Origin of the sequence: Sorangium sp. So ce1504, assembly GCF_051521635.1 — a bacterium.
Lineage (GTDB): Bacteria > Myxococcota_A > Polyangia > Polyangiales > Polyangiaceae > Sorangium > Sorangium cellulosum_B.
Genome location: NZ_CP150365.1, coordinates 3,306,482 through 3,327,637 on the forward strand (window position 1 = coordinate 3,306,482; position 21,156 = coordinate 3,327,637).

17 protein-coding genes are annotated in these 21,156 nt (G+C 68.9%); 10 read left to right on the forward strand and 7 right to left on the reverse strand.

All coding sequences use genetic code 11. The annotated features are described in order from the left end of the window. The first annotated feature begins 200 nt into the window (after positions 1 to 200). Positions 201 to 2,390 (forward strand): substrate-binding domain-containing protein, encoded by a 2,190-nt coding sequence (locus WMF39_RS12865; RefSeq protein ID WP_437745818.1) that lies wholly within the window; start codon positions 201 to 203, stop codon positions 2,388 to 2,390. Between the two features lie 501 nt (positions 2,391 to 2,891). Here WMF39_RS12865 and WMF39_RS12870 read toward each other — a convergent pair. Then, complete coding sequence (locus WMF39_RS12870) at positions 2,892 to 3,173, reverse strand: hypothetical protein (protein WP_437745819.1); 282 nt, start codon at positions 3,171 to 3,173, stop codon at positions 2,892 to 2,894. Between the two features lie 712 nt (positions 3,174 to 3,885). On the opposite strand from WMF39_RS12870, the gene WMF39_RS12875 reads away from it, so the two are divergent. Both WMF39_RS12875 and WMF39_RS12880 read left to right on the forward strand, forming a co-directional pair. Next, positions 3,886 to 4,038 carry a hypothetical protein gene (locus WMF39_RS12875; protein WP_437745820.1) on the forward strand — a complete coding sequence of 51 codons (153 nt, stop codon included), beginning with the start codon at positions 3,886 to 3,888 and terminating at the stop codon, positions 4,036 to 4,038. A gap of 129 nt (positions 4,039 to 4,167) precedes the next feature. After that, on the forward strand, positions 4,168 to 5,097 hold the full coding sequence (locus WMF39_RS12880) for a DUF4238 domain-containing protein (protein WP_437745821.1): 930 nt from the start codon (positions 4,168 to 4,170) through the stop codon (positions 5,095 to 5,097). A 1,742-nt stretch (positions 5,098 to 6,839) separates the two neighbouring features. On the opposite strand, the gene tnpC is transcribed toward WMF39_RS12880, so the two are convergent. Genes tnpC through tnpA form a run of 3 tightly spaced genes read right to left on the reverse strand, consistent with a single transcriptional unit; the run spans position 6,840 to position 9,273 of the window. After that, complete coding sequence (gene tnpC / locus WMF39_RS12885) at positions 6,840 to 8,522, reverse strand: IS66 family transposase (RefSeq protein ID WP_437740543.1); 1,683 nt, start codon at positions 8,520 to 8,522, stop codon at positions 6,840 to 6,842. A 41-nt stretch (positions 8,523 to 8,563) separates the two neighbouring features. Continuing rightward, positions 8,564 to 8,935 (reverse strand): IS66 family insertion sequence element accessory protein TnpB, encoded by a 372-nt coding sequence (gene tnpB, locus WMF39_RS12890; protein WP_437740544.1) that lies wholly within the window; start codon positions 8,933 to 8,935, stop codon positions 8,564 to 8,566. After that, entirely contained in the window at positions 8,932 to 9,273 is a 342-nt protein-coding gene (gene tnpA / locus WMF39_RS12895; protein ID WP_437740545.1) for an IS66 family insertion sequence element accessory protein TnpA, read from the reverse strand. Before tnpA ends, tnpB begins: the two co-directional genes overlap by 4 nt. 466 nt (positions 9,274 to 9,739) lie before the next feature. Here tnpA and WMF39_RS12900 point away from each other — a divergent pair, with 466 nt between their 5' ends. The 3 genes from WMF39_RS12900 to WMF39_RS12910 are packed head-to-tail and all read left to right on the forward strand — an operon-like array spanning position 9,740 to position 11,585. Further along, complete coding sequence (locus WMF39_RS12900) at positions 9,740 to 10,279, forward strand: hypothetical protein (protein ID WP_437745822.1); 540 nt, start codon at positions 9,740 to 9,742, stop codon at positions 10,277 to 10,279. Next, positions 10,276 to 11,049 (forward strand): hypothetical protein, encoded by a 774-nt coding sequence (locus WMF39_RS12905; RefSeq protein ID WP_437745823.1) that lies wholly within the window; start codon positions 10,276 to 10,278, stop codon positions 11,047 to 11,049. The genes WMF39_RS12900 and WMF39_RS12905 overlap by 4 nt, the downstream gene beginning before the upstream one ends. Beyond that, positions 11,046 to 11,585: a hypothetical protein gene (locus WMF39_RS12910; RefSeq protein ID WP_437745824.1), complete on the forward strand. Its 540-nt coding sequence runs from the start codon at positions 11,046 to 11,048 to the stop codon at positions 11,583 to 11,585. The genes WMF39_RS12905 and WMF39_RS12910 overlap by 4 nt, the downstream gene beginning before the upstream one ends. A 203-nt stretch (positions 11,586 to 11,788) precedes the next feature. On the opposite strand, the gene WMF39_RS12915 is transcribed toward WMF39_RS12910, so the two are convergent. Genes WMF39_RS12915 through WMF39_RS12925 form a run of 3 tightly spaced genes read right to left on the reverse strand, consistent with a single transcriptional unit; the run spans position 11,789 to position 16,133 of the window. Further along, positions 11,789 to 13,333, reverse strand: a complete 1,545-nt coding sequence (locus WMF39_RS12915) for a hypothetical protein (RefSeq protein WP_437745825.1) — start codon at positions 13,331 to 13,333, stop codon at positions 11,789 to 11,791. A gap of 36 nt (positions 13,334 to 13,369) precedes the next feature. Continuing rightward, complete coding sequence (locus WMF39_RS12920) at positions 13,370 to 14,971, reverse strand: hypothetical protein (RefSeq protein WP_437745826.1); 1,602 nt, start codon at positions 14,969 to 14,971, stop codon at positions 13,370 to 13,372. A 52-nt stretch (positions 14,972 to 15,023) separates the two neighbouring features. Then, positions 15,024 to 16,133, reverse strand: a complete 1,110-nt coding sequence (locus WMF39_RS12925; RefSeq protein ID WP_437745827.1) for a hypothetical protein — start codon at positions 16,131 to 16,133, stop codon at positions 15,024 to 15,026. A 227-nt stretch (positions 16,134 to 16,360) separates the two neighbouring features. Here WMF39_RS12925 and WMF39_RS12930 point away from each other — a divergent pair, with 227 nt between their 5' ends. From WMF39_RS12930 to WMF39_RS12945, 4 genes are all read left to right on the forward strand, one after another. Then, positions 16,361 to 17,431: a sigma-70 family RNA polymerase sigma factor gene (locus WMF39_RS12930; RefSeq protein WP_437747972.1), complete on the forward strand. Its 1,071-nt coding sequence runs from the start codon at positions 16,361 to 16,363 to the stop codon at positions 17,429 to 17,431. A gap of 119 nt (positions 17,432 to 17,550) precedes the next feature. Then, entirely contained in the window at positions 17,551 to 18,423 is an 873-nt protein-coding gene (locus tag WMF39_RS12935; protein ID WP_437745828.1) for a helix-turn-helix transcriptional regulator, read from the forward strand. A 57-nt stretch (positions 18,424 to 18,480) separates the two neighbouring features. After that, positions 18,481 to 19,041 (forward strand): sigma-70 family RNA polymerase sigma factor, encoded by a 561-nt coding sequence (locus WMF39_RS12940; protein ID WP_437745829.1) that lies wholly within the window; start codon positions 18,481 to 18,483, stop codon positions 19,039 to 19,041. Continuing rightward, entirely contained in the window at positions 19,038 to 19,250 is a 213-nt protein-coding gene (locus tag WMF39_RS12945) for a hypothetical protein (protein WP_437299416.1), read from the forward strand. The genes WMF39_RS12940 and WMF39_RS12945 overlap by 4 nt, the downstream gene beginning before the upstream one ends. Positions 19,251 to 21,156 lie beyond the last annotated feature (1,906 nt).

Here is a 21,156-nt window from a genome sequence, read left to right on the forward strand (position 1 = left end):
TCCCTCTGCGGGGAAAGAGGCCGGCTCGTACGGCGGGCGCGCCATGACGGCGAGAAGGGTTCGATCGATGGCCAAACGGATCGGCGATGCTGTACACCCGGACGATTCGCGAGTCACAGGAATTTCTGGCGGGTGGCGGTGAACGCCGTCGGTGAGCGAGACGGAGATCCGGTATTCATCCATTCGCGAGCCCGCAGCCCATGCACTCCCGCCCGACCACCATCGGCGTCCTCACGCCCTTCCTCGACGGTTTCTATTTCACCTCGGTCCTCAGGGGGATCCATCAGGCGGCGCAGGAGCGAGGCCATCGTGTCTTGGTGGTACGCGGCACGCCAGCGTACGTCCAGGCGCCCTCGCTCGCCCGGGATCAGGTGGACGGGTGGATCGTCGTGCTCGCCACGGATGGCATCGAGCTCCTCGCGCAGGCGGGTGTCCCGCTCGTCACGGTCAGCTCCTGCGCCCCCGAGGCGGGCTGTCCGACCGTCATGCCGGACAACCGCGAGGGCGTCCGGAGCGCGGTGCGCCACCTGATCGAGCATGGACACAAGCGCATCGCGTTCGTCGGTTGCATGGATCAGGACGACATCCGCGCGCGCTTCGACGGTTACATGGAGACGCTCATCGAGAGCGGGATCCCTTTCGATCCGGGCCTCGTCTTCGACGCCGACAACAACTGGCACTCCGGCGGCCAGCGCGCCGCAGAGGCGCTCATCGCGCGCAGGGGAGAGCTCACGGCCGCGGTCGTCGCCACGGACAAGAACGCGCTCGGGATGATGTCGGCCCTCCAGGCCGCCGGATACCGCATCCCCGACGATCTGGCGATCATCGGCTTCGACGACATCACCGATGCGCAGTGGTCGACCCCTCCGCTGACGACCGTTCGCCAGCGCTTCGACGCCATCGGGGCGCTCGCGTACGAGCTCGTGCTGGCGCGGCTCGCAGGCCAGGTCGTGCCGTCCGGGCCCGTGCTCGCGCCGACCACGTTCGTCAGGCGGCGGACGTGCGGCTGCGACCCGCTCCGTGGCTTGCTCCACCGGAAGGGCGCGGCGCCCGACGACGACCTCGGCGCCATCGAACGGCAGATGGTCGAGCTGCTCCTCCGCCTGCCGCTCCCGCCCGAGACGCCCCCGACGGCCGTGTGGCCCGGCGTCGCCGCCGTGATCGCTGGATATACCGCGGCGCTCGAGGGCGCCGCGCCCCCGCCCGCGGCCGAGATCGACGAGGCCTGTCAGCAGGCCGTCCGCCTCACGCCTGACGTGGAGAGCCTCATGGGGATCGCCCGCCTCCTCGGCCGGTCCGGAAAGCGACGCCGCGCGCGCCTGGACAGGGAAGCAGCGGAGTCCGCGGAGGAGCGAGCCGAGGAGTTCCAGGAGCGGCTGCGCCTCTCGCTCATGCTGGCTCGCGTCGAGACCGAGCGGCAGTTCGTCGACGAGCTCGGGGCGCTCACGCGGTCCGATCACGAGGTGAGCCTCGCGCTGCTCGGCGGCACCCAGGAAGACTCGCGCTCGCTCTCCTGGCTCGACTCGACCGCCGCCGTCTGGGGCTGCCTCGCGCTCTGGGAAGACCCGGCGACCCGCGCGCGCCTCGTCATCGCCGGCGCCTACAGCCGCGATGGCAGCCCGACTCCCTCGCTCGGCGCCGTCTGCGCGCGGGAGGACTTCCCGCCCGCCGAGCGCTTGCCAGCGTCGACCGCCGGCGGCCCGTTCATGGTGACGCTCCTGCCGATCCGCACGCTCCGCCACGACTGGGGGGTCCTCGCGATCGTCGGCCCGAGCTCGATCGAGGTCGCTGGCGACGAGGGCACCATCTCCATCTGGGGGGCGCTCCTCGGCGCCGCCCTCGAGCGGGACGCGCTCGTGCAGTCGCTCTCCGAGCAGCACGCGAGCCTCCAGGAGGCCTATCAGCGCGAGCGCACCCTCTCGGCCGCGGTGCGCGAGCTCGGCTGCCCGCTCCTCCCGCTCATGCCTGGTGTGCTGCTCGTCCCGCTCGTCGGCGAGCTCGATGGAGATCGCGCCCGGCAGATGCTCGAGCGGGTGGTCGAGGGGGTGAGCCGACACGGGGCGCGCTGCGTGCTGCTCGATATCACGGGCGTCCCGAGCATCGACGCCCAGGTGGCCCACGCGCTCGGGCAGACGCAGCGCGCGGCCTCCCTGCTCGGCGCCCGCGTCCGCCTCGTCGGCGTGCGCCCCGAGCTCGCGATGCGCCTCGTCGCCCTCGATATCCAGCTGGGCGATCTGTCCAGCCACCAGTCGCTGGCGTCGGCGCTCGAGGACCTCGTATCGACCGAGGTCCCCTCGCTCCGCACGAGACGGAATGACGCGGCGGAAGCGCCGCTGCGGTCGTCGCGCAACGCGATCTCGGATATGAGGCGTCGCGGAGGATCGGAGTGACGCTCCGCGCGTCGCGCTGAGCGCGCGCAGCGCTGTGGACCCCCCACCCGCTGCGCGCCGCCCGCGCTGGTCTCGTGTGGCGCTGAGCACGTCTCGAACGTGCATGTCGTCTGCCACGGTTGGACGGCGAGGCGCGCGAGGTGCTGAGCGCGGCGAGCGTGTTCGGCGACGTATTCTGCAAGGGGGAAACAATTTCCACACGCAAAAACAATCATGAATGGTTTCGATATGTTGGATGCTGTGCCTGGCAGCTGCCGCGGCAAGCGCAAGGAGGCCGGGGAGCTGTGCGGGGCCAGGGGCGCGCACCCGTGCCGGTGGTGGCGGTCGCGGATCATCAAGGGCGCGGCTTTGGATCGCTGCGCCTGGGGCACTCGCTCCGGGCTGTGGTCGTTCACCCTCCAGCACATCGATGAGGAGGAACTCGGCGCGGCCGCTATCGAGCACATGGCGGGCGCGGTTCCTCGCCGTGTCGCGGGCGTCGGTCGGGGTGCCGCTCCACGCCTAGCCGGCGTCGAGGTCCCGGGGCACGAACTCGGGGCAGCAGTCGTCCACCTGCGCACGCTCGGGGCCGTCGCAGATGTCGAGGCGAGAGTCGGCCAGCTCGGCGCAGCGGCTCTCCACTCGGCCGAGCGCAGGGGCGACGCTGGCTACGAGCAGCTCGAGGGCGAGCGTGGTGCCGTCGCCCATCTGGCCGAGCACAGGAGCGGCGCCGGCGATGATGAGCGCGGGCGCGAGCTCGGCGCGGCCCTCTCCGCCGCTGCGGTCGTAGAGGTCGAAGCGCATGCCTGGAAGCACGGTGCAGCTGCCACAGTCAAGCGGAATAGTCGCGGCGCTGCGGATTGCCGGGCGAGGGCCGTTCGCCAACCATTTGGTTGACGAACACCACGCACCACTGAACAGCGGACGTCCGGTCGCTGCGTCGCACTGAACAACGAGAAGCAGATGGGCCAGTGTGTCGTCTGCGAACTCAGCAGCACACCAGCGATCGTTGCCTACCGTTTCCAAAATTTTCGATTGAAGCCAAAACGCAGTCATCGCATAAACTCGGGCGAGGTGTGTGATGAAGCGTAATTATATCTTTTGTGCCATGTTTCTTGCGTTGTCGATGCTTCTTGGAGCTGGTGCCTGCGCAGCGGCAGGCGGCGAAGATGAGCTGGAGGATGCGATTGTTAATGCAGAGCAGGTTGACGAGGAGGATGTCGCCGAAACTGCACAAGAGTATAATAGGCATGGTCAATGCTGTGTTGGCGCATGCAGTAACGGGCACATGTTCGGCAGTCCGTACGTTAGAGAAAACTGTCGGGAATTCATTGTAGCAGCTTGCCATTCCAGAGGCTGGGCATTCAACCCACACGGATTTGCCGACTGGAGAGATCGCTGTAGCGGTCAACGGCCGTAATACGCTGCGGCGCGGCCGTGGCGTCGAGGTGGACGCCCGCGAGCTCGGGATCGCTCCGGCGTCGCGCTACAGGGCGCCGGAGCAGACAGCGCGGCCGTGGCGTCGAGGAGGACGCCGGCGAGCTCGGGGCCGTCGATGCCCTGGTCGACCGCGGAGCGGCCGCGGGCGCCGGCGAGCTCGGGGCCGTCGGTCCCCTGGCCGGGCGCGGAGCGGCCCGCGAAGGTCGAGGGCCACGTCGGGCGCTGGTGACTGGCCGTTCGTCGACCAACAGGGCGACGTCCGCCCTCGAAGTCTTCGAGACCAAGCCGAAGCTGCGGCTTGTGGCTTGAGCAGCGCGGGTCGTTGCGCAACGCCCGCGTCTCGGTCAGAACGCAGCGCATGACCGCCACGCCCCCGAACCCGACTAGAGGCCAGCACTACGTGCCCCAGTTCTATCTCCGTAACTGGGTCACGGGCACCGACGGGAAGCTGTGGTCGTGTCGCGTTGGGCCGCGAGGAGTTGTGCACAGCCGCGTGCACCCGAGGTCCACGGCGTACGAGAACGACCTCTACCGCGCGACCAGTGGAGCCTCCTGGGACGAGACACCGCCCGATCTGATCGAGAAGCATGTCATGCAGGACGTCGACAGCGATGGCGCCGCGGCGCTCCAACAGATCATCAAGGATCCTCGCGGTCTCTCCGATGCGCAGCGGCGAGCGTGGGCGCGGTTCCTGAACGGAATACTCGAGCGTGATCCTTATCAACTCGCCGAAAACGATCAGGTTGCGAGCCGACTGGCTGAGGACGTACTCCGTGAGATGCGAGTGCAGTTCCGCAAGACCGAGGAGGATCGGCAACGTCTGGAGTCCGCGCTGGTCCACATCGACAGTGATGAGATGGCGCGCGGGGTCGTCCGGACGGAGATGGTGAAGTCGATCCGGAATGACAAGGTTGTGGACTACATGCTCGGGATGCGCTGGAACGTTCTCCAGGTAGGGTTCGAGCTGATCACTTCGGATCGACCGTTGCTCGTGAACGTGGGCACGTCGCGTCAGCCGCTGGAGGTTGCGACGATCGCACTATCGCCGAGCCATCTGTTCACCATGGCGCCACCCTGGCCGTCTGAAGATGAGGCGGAGATCGACGACCTGCTGAAGACCCTCGCTGTGCACCACAACATTCTGTTGCTCGCCGCGAGGCCGCACTGCGTCTACTCGTGCCGCGAGTTGCAGGACATGGAAGGCGTACGGCTCCGGAGCTTCGTCGAGCACAGGCTGCTTCACCAGCAACGCGAGCGCGCGCAGGAGGTTCCCGCTGACGCTGGCTGACGCTCACGCGTAGCTCGTCCGGATCCCTCCCGCACGCTGGGCGCTGGTGACTGGACACCGGCGCTCAGTGCCGGCGAGCGTGGCGCCGTCGTCACCGTCCACTGGTCGGGCTCGGTCACCTCGCCGGCGAGTCCTCGAGCGCGGGTCGGTGGCCGCAGCCTGGTCGAGCGCGGAGCGGCCGCGGCGTCGAGGAGGACGCCGGCGAGCTCGGGGCCGTCGGTCCCCCCTGGCCGACGCAGAGCGGCCCGCGAAGGTCGCGAGGGCCACGTCGGGCGCTGGTGACTGGCCGTTCTTCGGCCAGTTGGTTGACGAACACTCCCGCCGCGTAACCGCCTGCGCACCTGCGTCGCCAGGGATGGGTCGACCGCCTTCCATCCCGGTTCCATCGCAGCGATTCTCTTGTCACCGAAACGGCGGCAGGGGCCCCCGAAACGGTGGTAGTGGTCGCGAGCGGTCGCGACCACCGCGCGAAACGCCCGGGTTTTCCCCTTCTCGCGACTTGTTGAGCGCCCTCGCTTGTTCTCCAGATAGAAGCGCCGCGTGAGCTCGTGGCCGTCGCCGGCGAGCTCCTCGAGTGCGTGCTCGGCGCTGCGGCCCCTGGTTGACCGCGGAGCGGCCGCGGGCGTCGAGGAGGACGCCGGCGAGCGCGCGCGATCGCGCTGGCGTCGTATGTGGCGCCGGAGCAGACAGGAAGGCTGCGTTTCTCGCTCCGGAGCGGCCGCAGGTGCGCGGGGCCGCCGACGGCGCGCTACATGGCGCTCGAGCAGACAGGCCGCAGGGTCGAGGTCCGCGACCGCTCCGCGCGCGGGAATCGAGGTGGACGCCGGCGAGTTCGGGGCCATCGATGTCCGCGTGGTCAAGCGCTTCGGGCCGGGCCGTCGCTCGTTGAACGCGGGCGTCCAAGCAGCGCGTGGTCGCGGCACTGCAGAATCGTGAGGCGCGGCGCGGCCCGCCCTTGTCGCGCGGGCGCCGTCGACCGAAGACCGCGGCTGCGCAGCGGTATGGTCGAGCTCTTGATCCGTCCGTTCTCCGGCCCCGCTCGCCGGTGTACCGCGTGCGGTGTGATGGAGGTGATGGCGCTCCTGGGCGATCTGCATTGCCTGCGCGAGGTGATCGGCGTAGTCGCGGCTCGGCAACTCGACGACGCCGAGAGACCCGCCGGCCGGGGCAACAGCGGCGACGCCCTCGAGCAGTGGCGAGGGCTGCGGGACCATCCGGGCTGCGGTGCCTGCGGAGCCCCATCGGGCCATCCGTAGCCGGTCTCGTGGCTCCCCGCCAATGCCGCCGCGATGCGTGGCGCTCGCGGGCGGCGCAGACGCGCGAGCAACGTCGTGCGGCTCCAGGCGCGTGAGCGCTAGCGCGTCGCCCTCGCTGACCGCGGTATCCGTTCTGTAGACCACATCGTCGCGAGGTGCGCGCCGTCACCGTAGATTCGCGACGCGATGCGAGAGCAAGAGCGGCCTGCGACGAAGGGGGGCTTGGCCCAGCGAGTCGGGGAACCGGCAGTCGACGCCGACGTCGCCGCCCGCGTGCAAGTCGCCCGCAGGCGTGCGGCGGCGAAGCCGCGCGCCGCCGATGCCTCTGCCGGGCCCGAATCGTTGACAAGGCGCCGGAAGCCACGCGTCGACCGCGCAAGCGCCGAAGAGCCGGCACCAGCGCGCCAAAGCCGGCGACCGGTGCGCCCGGCGGGCGGCAAGGCGGCGACGTTGCCCACGGCAGCGGACGGCGACGCTGAGGAGCGATCAGCTGGGCGTCGCGTCCGGCGCCCGGGGCCACGGACTGGCCGCGAGCCGTTGCCGAGCGTCGGCGTTCTCGAGGGTCTGCTTCCAGGACTTGGGAGCGAGCTCGATGACCCGCTCGGGAGGCCAGGTGGGCAGCAGGATCAGCACGTCGCGCAAGTAGGCCCAGGGCTCGATGCCGTGCAGCGCGCAGGAGGCGATGAGCGACACGATGGTGGCGTTCCACTCGGCACCGTCCTTGCTGCCCACGAAGAGCCAGTTCTTACGGCCCACGGCTTCACGGCGGAGCTCAAGCTCGCTCCGGTTGTTGTCCAGGCGGAGCCGACCATCCTCGAGGAAGCGAGTGAGCGCGGTCCATTGGTTGAGCGCGTAGCCGATGGCGCCTGCGATGGGGCTCCTCGGGAGGACGAGCAGGTCCTCTGTCTCAAGCCACGCGCGGAAGGCCACGAGCACGGGCTCGGCATCCGTCCGGCGCTGCTCGGTTCGACGGTTCGGAGCCAGCTCCTTGGTCGCCTTGTCGATCGCGTAGAGCTTGCGAATGAAGCCGATGGCTACCGTCGCGCGGTCCCGGTCGGAGGTCATCGCCTCGAAGAACTTTCGCCGGCAATGGGCCCAGCAACCGACCTCGGTCACCCCCTCGGTGCGGAAGAGCTGCTCGTAGACGTTCGAGGCGTCGGCCTGGACATAGCCCTTGTAGCCGCGAAGGAACTCCTTCGGACCATCCTGGTTGTGATGCGGCGTGAAACGGAACAGGACGTGATCTCGGTCCGCCACCAGGACCCAGAAGTGGCCCCGCCGACACTTCTCCTTTGCTTGCACGAGCACGCCGGTGGCGTCGATGGCTATGCAGTGCGCGTTCAGGGCGTCCTTGGCCATCGCCTCGACGACGATCGCGAGCTTGCCGGCGCACGATTCGACCCAGCCGCACAGCGTCGAGCGCGAGAGGTGAAGGCCCCAGCGCTCGAACATCTTCTCCTGCCGGTGAAGCGGCAAGTGGTCGGCGTACTTGCTCACCAGCACGTGCGCGAGCAACCCCGGACCGGCGAGGCTGCGCGGGACAGGGCTGTCGGGGACGTCGGCGATCGTGATGCCTTGCTCGGGCTCACCTTTGACCGCGAACTTCGGCCTCACGATCTGCAGTCGCACGAAGCTCGCGGGCCGCCACTCCAGCGTCTCCGACACCTCCTCGCCGATGCGGACAAGCGCGGTCGCGCGCTCGTCCTGCGCCTCCGGCGGCAACAGCTCGATCCGCTCGACCGGCAGATGCTCGGGCAGCCGTTGCCGCCCGTGCGGGCGAGCTTGGCGCCCCTTGTCCCCGCCTCCGGAGGAGCCGTTCGGCGCCGCGCCATCGCGACCGTCGGGTGAGCCGGTCGCGCCCGCATCCGGCTGCGCCCCGGTGCCCGCGAGCATCTGCACGATCGCATCGAAGGCGAGCTGCATCTGCCCGGGGTCGACGTGCTCGGCCTTCTGGCCGAAGATGTGCCGGCGAAGCCGCTCCAGCTCGATGCTGGCGAGCTCGTAGAGCTTGCGGTACTCGTCCCGCTCGTGGGCAGCGCGCGCGAGCTTGTCCTTGAGCTCGCGAATCTGCTCTTCGACCGGCTTGCTCACGGCGCGGTAAGTACTCGTGAGCTCTTGCTTTTTGAAGGGGCTTGTGGAGGAAAATTTATGTCGCTCGAGGCAATGCAACCGTGGGGCTACCCAGGAGCGTGCGAGGCTGTCAGGCGAGATCAGGGGACCGGAGGCGGTGCGGTCTCGGCGAACGGGACCGCTCGCCGCAACTTCGAAGGCGACAGGGCGATGCCTTCCAGGATCTTCGCGAGCTCGGCGGCGTCAATGAGGACGCTCGTGGCTCCCGGAGTGACGGCACGCGGGGCTCGAAACGCCCCACGCTCGAGCCTTTTGTAAAGTAGACAGTACCCGCTGCGGTCCCACCAAAGGGCCTTGCAGCGATCGGCTGCCCGGTTGAAAAAGAGAAACAGCGCTCCGGAGAGCGGGTCTTGTCGCAGCACCTCGCGCACGACGGCAGCGAGACCATCGAACGAGCGCCGTAGATCGAGCGGCTCGGTGGCAACGTAGATCGAGACGCGGCCAGGGATCATCGCGCCCCCCCGAGCGCACGAACAACGCGCGCCAGCGTAACCTCGTCGAACGACGGCGGGACGCGGACGACCGCCCCGTCCGGCAAGACGATCTCCAGCGCCGCGCCCGGCGAGGGCGTCGTGGATGCTGGCGGGGCGACCACCACGGGCAGCAGCGTCGGAAGCGTCGCCTTCTCCGAGCGCTGCCGGTACTCGCTCCGCTTCATGCCCAGTCGGCGGCTCCAGGAGTACAGTGTGCCGGCGTTGACCCCCTCCTGCTCCGCGAACACGCGGGCGGAGTGCCCGCTCTTGTGCCAGCGCGCCACGCGGTCGCGCCAGGTGCGTGTGCTCTCGTCCATCGGTACCTCCGGCGCGGGTTTCTAAGCGGCGCAGAGGCTCGAAGACAGGATGTGGTCCGCAGAACGCGTACCTGACCGCGCAGGCCATCGCCTGGCGCCGCGCTCGCGGGCAGCGTGGCCGCGCGAGCGACGTCGCGTGGTGCCACGCGTGTGGCCGTCACGGCGCGCGGTCACCGCTGCCTGGGCACGGTGCCGCGCTGGGTCGGGCTTGCAGCCGACATCGTGCAGCGCGGGGCGCGTGGCCGGTCGCGCGCACCCGCGGCGGCGCGGCCAGGCAGCTGGCGCCAGCACGTCGACACGCGCTGGCGCCGCACGGGTAGCTGCTCGATGGCGCACGCTCTGGAGGGTACGACCCCTGGCCAGTGTAGTGTGCTCGCCTAGATTCCGTTTGACGCCGATCCTCTGATCAGAAGAATGCCCCGCGTCGGCACGTTGCTCACGAGTTGCGGAAGACGGGAAGGGGACGATGGGCACAAGAAGGCGGCGGATCCCATGGGCGATCCTGGTCATCCCGCTGCTCGTCGTCGTACCGACGCAAGGAGAGGCCTCCGAGCTGAGCGCTGGTGTGAGCCTCGGGTGGCTCCAGGCCGGTACCGTTCCGCGCCTCGCGGTGGGGCCGCACGCGGGCATATCTTGGCCCATCCAGCGAGACATCCTGTTCACGGTGCACGACCTGTGCACGATCCTACCCCCGATCCAGGAGGACGGGCTCGGGATCTACAACCAGACCTCGGTGGACATCGGGTACGCGTGGAAGGACGGCAACGTCAGCGCGGGGCCGTCTGTCGCATTCTACCTCATGCCGGCGTGCGGTGTCACCTTGTGCGGCCGCGTCGGTGGCTTGGCCGTAGGCGGCCACGCGCAGACCAACGCGTACGTCGCTGGACCGCTGGGGGTGTCGGCGAGCGTCAATGTGGATTGGGTCGGTCGGGGCAGCCTGGTGCTCCCGGGCTATGTGTCCGTCGTCATTGTTGCTGGTCCTGTGCTTCGATGGAGTGAGAAATGAACGTGAGAAAAGTTCTCTTATTGATCTTGGCCATCGCGGTTTGGGCGCTGACGGCGTGCAACTGGACGTTCGGCGACTGCTATCCTGTGGGGGAAAGAACTTCGGGTGCAGGTGCCGGTCCAGGCTCGGAGCCCCGCCCAGTCTTCACCTCCGCCGCATCCGGTGACTTCGGGGCCGACCCGCAGGGGGGCGGCGAGCGCAAGATCGCGTGCAACGAGTCGGACCTTGAAGACGAAGAGGAGAGGACGAGCGACAGCGACAGCGCGGAGAGCCCGACAGCTGGCCCGACGAGCCCGCCAGACCCGTGCCCCGGATTCGGCGACATAGCCGGAGACGGAGCGACCTTCTTGAGCTGTAGCGATGCGTGCAGTTCGAAGTGTCCGCCGCCTGGAATGGCCCCATGGGTATACGTAGATTTCGATCCATCGGACTTCCCGTTTGTTACCATCGTCATGGACGATGGCACGGGTAAAGGCGGAGGGTGGCAAGAATCCAGGATTAACCTGACTTTTCGGAGACTCACTATCCCGCATGAGATCAAGCAGTGGTCCTGCCCTCTTACCATCGGCATGCCGATCCGGACTGAGATTTATGGACTAATCGATCCAGATCGTGCATCCAGCCTCAGCGAGGAGATCATGGAGGAGGTCGCAAACGGCATGGACTACCACCTGCCGCAAGGTATCTTCTGCAAAAGTTTTGCTGACAAGGCGGACGCTGCGTTCAAGTCCAAGTACAAGCGACTCGGCGCCAAGGTGACCAGTCCATGATGATAACTCGCTCCGAGCTCCTCGACGTTGTTTACCGCTTCTACCCGCGCGGTGTGCATAAAATCACGCGCATCCATGTGCCCCCCGACGAGCTCGTCTACGAGGACACGGAGGAGCGCTGCCGCCTGGTGGAAGCCGCAAACCGAGGGCAAGCGGAGTACCCAAGGTGGAAGGTCATGATCGACAGGCTGGGGGAGCGATGCAGCCTTCAGAACGAGTCGCTCAGCCTGTTGGCGGGGTGGGTCGAACCGGCGTACTCGGCCCGCATCTGGCTCACCGATGATGCGGCGCTCAGCTTCCACGTGTCCCTGCTCGGGCCATACTACGGGATCCACCTCCCCGGCATCCCCGAGGAGGAGCCGGTGGCGCGCGAGATCGCTGGGGAGATCGAGGCCACGTACCCCGGCTACCAGCCGATCCCGCCGGAGCTCGGGAACGAGGTGGTGCCGGATGTGGACATGGACGGGGTGTCGATGGGCCAGGCGACAATCTACGTGTGCCTCTTCTCGGTCGTGTGGACTTGGGTGGATCCGTAGCTGTTCCCCTGGGTGGATGCCGCCCGCGTGGCCGAACTCGGGCGCTTCGCCGTCGAGGCGCTCGAGGCAAGCTCGGCGGCGCCCCCTCGACGACGGCGCGTCTGCGGCGATACTCGCCGGGGATAGCTCAGGCGGCTCGCACCTCGGAAGGGATCATCGGGTCCAGGTTAGAACCAGGGCTCGCTTGATGTGTCGTCGTGATCCTATTCAGGGAAGCGCTGCGTCTCGGCCTGGATGCCGTCCTCCCCCGTGATCACGTCGCCCGACCAATCCCAACTCGTGCCCCCCTTGCCAGGTGGTCCCAGCTCGTAGATGACGCCGTCGAGCGTGAGCTGGTCCTCGTCGAGGTAGGCGATGCCGATCGAGTCGCCGCCGCGCCCGGGGCCGCCGTAGCCGCCGTCGCCCCCTCGGCCGCCGTTGCCACCCTCACAGGACCACGTGCCGTCCCCCACCGCGCCGCCTAACGCGCCTCGCCCCCCTTTGCCGCCGTCTTCGGGCTCCCCGCCGTCGCCGCCTGGGCCTGCGTCGATGGTCGTGACGACGCTATCGCGCAGCGTCAGCTTGGCATGGAGCGCGACGATGCCGATGGTCGGGTGCCCGTTTTCGCCCGCTCGGCCGCCCCTGCCGCCGCAGCCGCCGGCGCCTCCCGAGCCGCCGCCGGCGCCTCCCTTGGTCGCCACGCCACACACCGCAAGTTCGCCTCGCCGGCCGCCGCCGCCTCCGCCGCCTTGCCCTGGCATCCCCCTGCCGCCGTCGCCTGCCCAGTCGGCCTCCCAGCCTGTCTCGGTGATACGCCCGATGCCCTGACCCGCGGCGCCGACGGCGCCGTACATGCCGGAGATCCCGTTGTTTCCACCGTTGCAATGGATGCCTGGCACGTCCCCGCCTCCTCCCCGGCCAGCGTGCGCGGCGTCTGGAGTTGGCGTCGGCTCCCCGTCATCCCCGTCCTCCGCGCCGTCGGGAAGCCCGTCGCCTCCCTTGCCACCAACGCTTGGGATTCCACCGTCGCACGGATTCACCATCGCCGAGCCGCCGGGGACGGTGTCTGCCGAGCACGCATCGCCGCCGTACAGGCCATCCGGTCCGTCCGCTGCGCGATTGAGCCCGCCCCATTCCTCCCCCTCGTGACCTGCCCATCCGTACGACGTGCGAACCTTGCTCCGGATGAGCTCCACGGCCGTGCCGGATTGCACGAGCATTCCGATCGGGCCGCCCGACTGAAACCGCATGTCGACGATCGTCGATACCCCGTCCGCGGTTCCCGTGTCTCCGGCGCTCGCCGGTACGACGGTCAGAGCGATGCCGTCGGTAGCTGTAATCTGAAGGATCGAGGGCGCGAAGCGGGGCATCCGCTTCCAGTCGATGCAGCTGAAGCCGCCGATGAGATCCACGCCGGAAGGCAGCGCGAGGGGCCCGAAGAAGCCGTCGGCGCACGCGAACACGCGCCCTCGTGCGGCACGCGCGAGCTCGACGGCACGCTGCAACGTGCGCACGGGCCGCTCCTTCGTACCCGGGTTCGCGTCGTCGCCGTCGCCCCAGACGCCGGCCACGAACACCCCGCAGCCATCCTCCCACACGTCCGCGGCGAGGCGCTCGAGACAGAACGACTCTGTCGGCGCGTCACCCTGACACGACGAGGTGCCGTCGCACCCCGTTCCGCCCGGCTCGTTGGGACCCGGTGCGGTGCCGCAGCCGGCCGCGACCAGGAGCAGCGCGGGGGACAGATAGATTGCTCTTGCGGTTCGCATCGTTCTCCCTCGATGTCGTGTCGTGAAGAGGGGCATTCACTGGGGCGGTGGGGGATCGGGGACGTCGAATTGACGGTAAGGCATGGATTCGCCTTGCAGGCCCTTACCGACGTGGTCATCAGGCGCTGCATTGCCGGCGAGACCACCATCCCCCCCTTTCCCGGGATTTGCGGGCGCGTCCGGACCGAAGGTCACGTAGGCGCCGACGGACGCGACGCCATAGGAGGGACCTCCGAGGCCACCTCCGGCATCGCCCCCGCGACCGCCGTGGCCACCAAAGCCGCCGGAGCACGCGGGCCACATCTGACTGCCGGGAGCGCCCAGTCCACCGTAGCCGCCTGGTGAACCCCCGCCGCCCGGTTGGCCCGTCCCGCCAACCCCACCGCCGCCGCCGTTGCCCGCAAACACCTCCGTCCGCTCTAGCGTCAGCGCGCTCCCCTGCAGCGCAATGATGCCGATGGTCGCCCCGCCATAGCTGCCGCCCTTGCCTCCCTGGCCGCCGCAGCCCCCGCTTCCTCCCGAGCCGCCGGCCGCCCCGGCCTGAGGTCGGCCCGCCTGGCACGCCGTCATCTCGCCTCGCGATTTGCTGCCGCCGCCGCCGCCGCCCCCCTGGCCGACGCCGCCCTTCTTCCCGTCCTCACCCCGGACGCCGATCCAGCCATCGATGCTGAGCTGGCCTATGCCCACCGCGCCGGCCGCGCGACCGCCGTCAAGGCCGTCCATCCCGTTTTCGCCATCGCGGCAACCCACGCTCGCCGCGCCAGTGCCTCCAAGGCCCTTGCCTGCTGGATTCGCCGCGGGCACCGGCTGCCCCGAGGCGCCATCGCCCCCCGACTCGAGCCCGCCATCGCCCCCGTAGCCTCCCGTGGACTCGATGCCATCGTCGCACACGGTCACGACTGCCAGCGCGCCCGTCGGGGAGTTCGCGGTGCAGGCGTCCACGCCGTCGTTCCCCAGCATGCCGACATTCGCGCGGAAGCTCGGCGCGTCCTTTCCCGGCTCCCCATCCTTGCCGTTGCCCGCGATGATCTGGCTGTCCCGCAGGATCGCCCGGGCCCCCGAGCTCAAGATCATCGCGATCGACGACTTTCCATCACTCGCGGAGGCGTCGGCCGCCACGGCGCGCACGCCGAAGATCACCGACGTCGCGTCGTCCCCCGCGATGCCCGTATCGTCGCCCCCGAGGACCCGCACCGGGATCCGCGCAGGCGGCGCGATGACGGTCGACGCATTCGGCCCGATGCCCGACCATTCATACGACCAATCGCCGCCGTCATTACAGAGGCGGCTGCCCCAGAGGTCGACCCCAGAAGGCAGCGAGATCTCCTCCTCGAACAAGCCGCCGCACGCAACCACGCGCCGGGTCGGCGCCTCGCCGTGGCCTCGTCCGCTCGCGGCGAGCCCGATCGCGTGTTGCAGAGTCTTCACCGGCGCGCCCTTCGTGCCGGGGTTGCTGTCGTCACCCGACGACGCGCTGACGAACACCCCGCATTCGTCGAGCGCCGGCGCCGTGGTGGGGTCGCCGTCACAGAGAGACGTCGGCGGTGTGAGGCAGAGGCGTCGGTCGTAGCAGCTATCGTCGTAAGCGCACCCGGAGAGGCCGCCCGCGCCGACCGTGGAGACGGTGGCTACAGCCAACAGCAGCCGCATTCGTCGCGGTTCGAGAAGAAGCATGGCCTTGGCCCCCTGATCACCACGCGCCGTACGCCACGAGGCCGGCCTGTGTCGGCGCGACCGTCGGCACCAGCGCGACCCGAGCTTTGGTCGGTTCAGCCTGCAGTGAAGAGAAGTCCGTGAAGAACGAAGCCAGAGTCGCAGCGCCCACCACACCGCTCGTCACCACCATCGCCGTGCCGAGCCCGGCGAAGAGATCCCGCTCTCGTTGGAGACTCGTCAGCTCGCCGCACGCGGCGGGTTTCGGCGTTCCCCGACATACCCCTTGAGAGACGCCCACGGCGTCGAGCTTCGCGTTCCGCTCGTCCAGGTCTCCGTCGGCGGCCCTCGCACGAACCATGAAGACCGCACCGAGCGAGCCTGTCGCCAAGGTCAACCCGATACCGGTGATGCGCAGGGCGCCTGGCCAGGATGTCCAAGGGCTGGGCGGCCGGCCCCGCGCTGCAGGCGACGAGCTCCTGGTCTTCGGCGTTTCCTTCGGTGAACCCGGCGCGCTCTCCGGAGCTTGGCTCACCGCCAAACGCGCCAACGGCATTCTGACGTTGTACGCCGTTGCGGCCACAGCCCCGAACTCATGGAAGGCATCCTGGCGGCCCGGTGCGCGGGCCCGCACCATGCGTTGGCCGGGCTCCAAGAACAGCTTGTACGTCCGCGCGACCCGGCCTACCCACTTGCCGTCGACGAGCACCTCGGCATCCGGCGGATCGACCGAGAGCACGAGTGTCGCGACGTGCGATGTTGCCTCGCGTTCTCCTTTCTCGAATCGTAGCTGAAGCGCGAGCGGCAGCGCCGTGCGCTGCTCGAGGCTAAAGGCCAGGTGCTCGGCGGCATCGCGGTACTTGCGCAGCGCGAGCTCGCAGAGACCAAGCTCGCCGGCGAGCTCCGCGCGCTCTCGCTCCGTGCTGGACGCTGGGTCTGCTGCCTCCAAGGCGGCCTTGAAGGCGGCGTAGGCCTCGGTCCACTGCCCGGCGTTGCGTGCCCTGCGACCGCGGCGAACATGGTCCTTCACCGTTGCGCCGTCACGTGGTCCTGGCTCCGGATAGGCGTCGTCCGCGCTGGCCGAGCTCGTAGCGCCGGTTGCGGCGAGGAGCGCAGAGAAGAGCAGAGCGCATGCGGAAAATCGCATGGTTGGACGGTACTCGCCCCAGCCGCGCGGCGTCAACGGGAGCGAATCGATGCAAAGTGGCCCTGGCAGTGGCAAATTGCGTTCGGGTGCGGCAATGCGATCGCCTCCTCGCGGCAGCGAGGGCTCGATCGCCTGAACGCATGTATCGGTGCCACCTGGTGCTACCAAAGTGGCCGCTCCTTGCACTTTCCTGCACCGTTTCGAGCGGCTCAGGGATGCTACCTACCGTGGGCAAGCCAGCGACCCATCTCCTCAGCTTCAACCGCTTCCGGCGCCTGGCCAGGCTTCACGGCGTGCCGGCGCGCGACGCCGAGGACGTCGCGCAGAACGCGCTGCTGCGGGGATTGGAAGTGGCGAGGCGGGTCGAGCTGAGCGGCGATCCGGCGCGGTACTTCGTCACGATCGCCCTCAACGAGGCACGGAAGCACAGGCGGAACGAGCGCCGCCGCGGAGAGGTGCTGACGTCGTTCGAGGAGCGCGATCCCCGAGACGAATGCCCCACGCCGGAGGAACTGCTGCGCTTGCGGGAGCGGGAAGAGCTGGCCCGGGACTTGCTCGACCGGGTCGGCCCCAAGTACCGGGATCTCTTGGTCAAGCACGAGCTGGAGGGGACACCGCTCTCCACGATCGCCGCCGAGCTGAACGTCCCGTTGGATACGGTGAGGGCGCAGCACCGCCGGGCTTGGGATCGACTCGATGCGGCTTCAAAGCGGTGGAGGGCCCGGCAACCCGCGCACGGTAGGGACGAGAGCGCCTGCGTCCCGCTGGTGCTCGGGCTGGACCGCCGTGCGTCGTGGACGGGCTGGCTGCGCCGGCTGGGCGTGAGGATCGTCGTCCAGGCTGCGTTCGTCGTGTTGACCGGCGCGCTCCTCTCGGCGGTGCCGCCGCTGCCCAGCGCGGACTCGTGGGTGCACCCGGCGGCATTCCGCGCACCTGGGCGCGCGCCCGCAGCAGACGACGTCACAGCGCAAGGCTCACGTGACAGCGCGCATTCCGCTGCCGCGCCCGAGAGCTCGTCGCCGGCGGCAACAGGCAGCGCGCGCGCTGAGGCTGTGGTGAGCAGCACGCCCGCGCCCTCTGGGACGACAGCACCTCGTATCTCGTCCCCGGGGAGCCCCGTGTGGCCAGCGGTCACCGCACGCGAGATGCGCCTGATCAGCCAGGCCCGAAGGGCCATTGAGGACAACGACGGAGAGGGCGATCACGAGGCGCGCCTGCTGCTCGAAGCCCATGCGCGGGAGTTTCCGCGCGGTCGGCTCGCAGCGGAGCGCGAAGCGCTGTTCAGGCACATTCGCTGAATCGTCGGCCGTCGATCGACGGCGAGCTGACGGTGACGCTGATGGTGTCTTCAGACCAGACAGCACAGGGCCGAGATCTGTCTTGCGTAGGAATGCTTACGTCCAGGAGGAGAATTGCTATGGAGGACATGCTGGGTGCGATGTGGCTCGCCTCGCCGCTCGGGCTCGCGATGATAGCCTGTGTCGCGATCGGCTTCGCCGTCACCGCGCGTGAGGCGCTGGGACGCGAGCGCGGGCTTCGCGAGGCGCGCGAGCACGCGCATGACGACGAGGAGGCAGCCCTCACCGATGCGAAGGTGCAGGCCGTGGGGGAGCGGGACCGATATCGGCGCCTTCTGGACTGTCACGTCGACGCGGCGCTCGCGGAGCTGACAGACGCCCGTGCGCGCCCCGTCCCCTGGCCAGGAAGGGTCCTCGAGTCGTTCTGCGCGACGATGCCTTCGTGGAGGAGGAAGCTGGCCGAGAGCACGGGGTTGGAGCCGAGGGAGGTGGAGCGGTTGCTGAGGAGCGACTTCCCGATGACGCCCGGCCTTGCCCGGCAGCTGGAGGCCTTCACCGGCACGCCTGCTCGGTACTGGGAGCGCCTGTGGCAGCTGCACGACGACCACCGGACAGACGCAGAGGAGACCGTGGTGATCCAGGTCGGCGAGCCCGTCACCAAGCGCGAGAGCTCGGCGCGTCCCGCGTCGTCGCCGGCGCCGCCGATACCTCCCCGCGCGCTCGACGTTCCTCCGCCTGTGGTGCCGTCGCCCGAGCTAGCGGCCATGAGCCCGCGCGCGAAGCTCCCGCCGCCGCCGCCGCCGCGCCTTAGGTCGCCGCTCCCTGTCCGCGCCGCCACGGGGACTGAGCCTGCCCGGCGCGCTGCCACGCTGACGAGCTTCCCGCTTCAGCGTGACGAAGGCGGGCCGGGTTCCGCGAACATCGCCGATTGGGAGGACGTAGAGCGCTCTCCGCTGAACACGACACTTCCGGGAGTAGGGAGCCATGGGTGAGCGCAGCCGTGCCTCGCATTCATCATAGGGTGCGATTTCGCAAGGGGGGGTAAAGTCATGGATTGTCCGGATGAAGGAAAGCGCGCTGCGGCGTACGCGCGCTTGTTTTGCCCGATGCTGGTTCGTGCGGTGTTGCTCTGGTTGGAGAGGATGGGGGTCCCTCAGTGCCAGCGTGGCGACGTCGCGGGCCAGGTCTGGCTCAACGTCTGCGAGAGCTGGCCCAGGTTCGATCCGAAACGCGGCAGGCCGGAGCGCTGGTTGAACGCGATCACCGTACACGTTGCCTCCCACTACCACGAGCGTGCGCGAAAGCGCAGGGAGGAATTGGTCAGTTCGATCGAGGTGCTTGATCCAGCGCCAGATGCTGCTGCTGTGATGGAGTCCGACAACGTCAGGGCCAGCACCATGGATGCAGTGAATGAGCTCGATCCGGTGCTGCGACTCGTTCTCGTGGCACACGATTTGGGCGGAGTTTCGATGGCCCAGATCGCCCAAGATGCAGGGCTGCCCCTCTCGACGCTTTACAGGCGACGCGCACGGGCCATCGGTGAGTTGCGTAATATCCTTATGCTTCGGGAAGCCGGCGAGATCTCTTCGCGGGGAGTGGGACTGCAATGAGCGTCAAGGGCCTGGTTGTTCACTTCCGGCGCGACCTGGATGACGACGAGGCGGAGCGAATGATCGACGCTCTGATGATGCTGAAGGGCGTCGCCAAGGTATCATCTGTCAAGGCCGGTTACGAAGACGAACTGAACCGGCAGCGGGTCAAGCGAGAACTGCTAAGCAAGATTGATGGGCTTCTGAGAGATGACGAGGTCCCGATCTAGCTGCCGACGAACCCGCGTCATCGTGGCGTCGACGCAAAAGGCCCGCGGTGCCGCCATCGGGCCGCGCTCGCAGGCGACGCTGGCGCCCGGCCGACGTCGTGCCGCTCCAGGCGTGCGCCTCTGATCACGATGCGCGAGCCGAGCGCGGCGAATCGGCATCGTGTGGGTTCTACGCGCACATGCCAGGGGTCGCGCTGGATTCCATTCCCACAAGAGATGGTGTTTACCGTGCGCAGTTGAAGCCGAGCGGACGCGAGGGAGCTCGGCGAGCCGGCGACGTCGGCCGGCAGCCCCACGGTCTCGTACGCGATCGACGGGGTGCAGGGCCCCAACGTGGCGCCCGCGTTCAGCGTCGCCATGCGCGGCCCGGATCGGCGCGCGTGGACGTCCGCGCGCGAGCCGCCCTGGGAGACATTTTCTCGGGAGACAGTCGGAGGCGCCAAGCTGGCCGATCGCGCGCGGCATCGTCCTGTCTGCCCGGTCTGACGTGAAGGACCGCCGCTGGCGCTTGGCCTCGCGCCTGTCACGGGCTCGGGGAGCGTGGGCGGCGTCACGGAGGCGCGCGCCGACCGCCGCGACGCCGGCCCGCTGGCGTGGCGATGACGCCGTCCGTGCGCCGGCGTTGTCCGCCTCCCGGCCCGGCGTGGCGCCGTGGGCAGGACGGCGCTCGACGGCGTTGGCGGAGTGTTGGCGACCACGCGGCTGGAGCTACGCGACGTCGCCCATGCGTGGCCGTGCCGCGCGCGGGCGGCTCGTCGGAGCGCGCCGTGGGGCAGGTCGCGGTCACCGCACGCTGACGGCCGAACGCCTGGGGCTGCGCAGGATGCCGCCCGTGCAGCAGCGTCGTCCGCCAGCGCGGCCCGACGACCGCGCGTCGGGGGCCGCCAGAGCGCGAGGGTAGCTGCTCCTGCCATATACAAACCTCGGTTGTTGTGTGTTTCGGGTTCGGAACGGAGCCTGAACGAGGGCCCGTGAGGAGGCCCGAAATGGTAATTCTGACGATCCGGTATCTCGTCGCGAGTTACCGGGATCTCGTCAGATGTGGAAACCGCTCTGGTGACGCGCAGTTAGACCGCTTCGAGGGAGCGCCCGAGGGGCCAATTTGGGGGGGTCGCGAAGGGGTCGATTTGGTAATTTTGCGCGCGGTCGGCTGAGGGGCTCCGGCGAGCCGCCCACCTCCGTTTTGTTGCGTACGTGTGCCACAGGGCGGCGCGCGACCGGCACGACCGCGGGGCGGCCTGACGCGGGGCGCGAACTCGGCGCAGGGGACCGCGGAGCTCGTCCAGGCGGGAGGCTGGCGCAGGCGCAAGGCGGAGCTCGCCCAGGTGGACGCCAGCGCGGCTCGCGGCCGCGGCGCCAGGCGAGCTGGCCCCGCTCGACGGCCGGGCCGTGGGATCGCCGGGGGGGTCACCCCGCACACCGAGGTCACGTGATCGGGCCCCAGCGAATGCCAGTCAGGTCACGGTGCCACGTGAGAACCGGCGTCCTCTTGGTCGCACGCTACATCAGACTTCAATGCCGTCGCCCTCGCCTGGCGCCGACTCTGGTACTGTGCTTTAACGCTCTTTAAAGTTGAACGGAAAATGAAGGCTTCGCTCTGGCACGTTTGTGGTTCGGTGCTTTTGTAGACGCATGAGCTCGCGGCGCTGGTACGAGCTCGCGTGCGGAGTTGTCCGCGCGCCGAGCCACGTCCTGGAAGAGTGTTTCCAGATGAACAAGCAGACCCGGTGCCACCTGCGCGCGATCGCACGGCTGCACCCCGAGATCGGCAACCTGTGTGATCAGCTTGAAGCGCCCTGGAACGCCGTGCGAAGGATCGCGCACGCGCCGGGGGCGGCGGCGCAGTGGGAGCGCGCGGAGCAGGTGCTCGGTGAGCTCGTGGAGAAGCGCCGGGCGACAGCGCCGC

Coding starts and splice junctions, on each gene's coding strand:
- WMF39_RS12865 (WP_437745818.1), top strand. CDS start 201: ATGCACTCCCGCCCGACCACCATCGGCGTCCTCACGCCCTTCCTCGAC.
- WMF39_RS12870 (WP_437745819.1), bottom strand. CDS start 3,173: ATGCGCTTCGACCTCTACGACCGCAGCGGCGGAGAGGGCCGCGCCGAG.
- WMF39_RS12880 (WP_437745821.1), top strand. CDS start 4,168: ATGACCGCCACGCCCCCGAACCCGACTAGAGGCCAGCACTACGTGCCC.
- tnpB (WP_437740544.1), bottom strand. CDS start 8,935: ATGATCCCTGGCCGCGTCTCGATCTACGTTGCCACCGAGCCGCTCGAT.
- tnpA (WP_437740545.1), bottom strand. CDS start 9,273: ATGGACGAGAGCACACGCACCTGGCGCGACCGCGTGGCGCGCTGGCAC.
- WMF39_RS12900 (WP_437745822.1), top strand. CDS start 9,740: ATGGGCACAAGAAGGCGGCGGATCCCATGGGCGATCCTGGTCATCCCG.
- WMF39_RS12905 (WP_437745823.1), top strand. CDS start 10,276: ATGAACGTGAGAAAAGTTCTCTTATTGATCTTGGCCATCGCGGTTTGG.
- WMF39_RS12910 (WP_437745824.1), top strand. CDS start 11,046: ATGATGATAACTCGCTCCGAGCTCCTCGACGTTGTTTACCGCTTCTAC.
- WMF39_RS12915 (WP_437745825.1), bottom strand. CDS start 13,333: ATGCGAACCGCAAGAGCAATCTATCTGTCCCCCGCGCTGCTCCTGGTC.
- WMF39_RS12925 (WP_437745827.1), bottom strand. CDS start 16,133: ATGCGATTTTCCGCATGCGCTCTGCTCTTCTCTGCGCTCCTCGCCGCA.
- WMF39_RS12935 (WP_437745828.1), top strand. CDS start 17,551: ATGGAGGACATGCTGGGTGCGATGTGGCTCGCCTCGCCGCTCGGGCTC.
- WMF39_RS12940 (WP_437745829.1), top strand. CDS start 18,481: ATGGATTGTCCGGATGAAGGAAAGCGCGCTGCGGCGTACGCGCGCTTG.
- WMF39_RS12945 (WP_437299416.1), top strand. CDS start 19,038: ATGAGCGTCAAGGGCCTGGTTGTTCACTTCCGGCGCGACCTGGATGAC.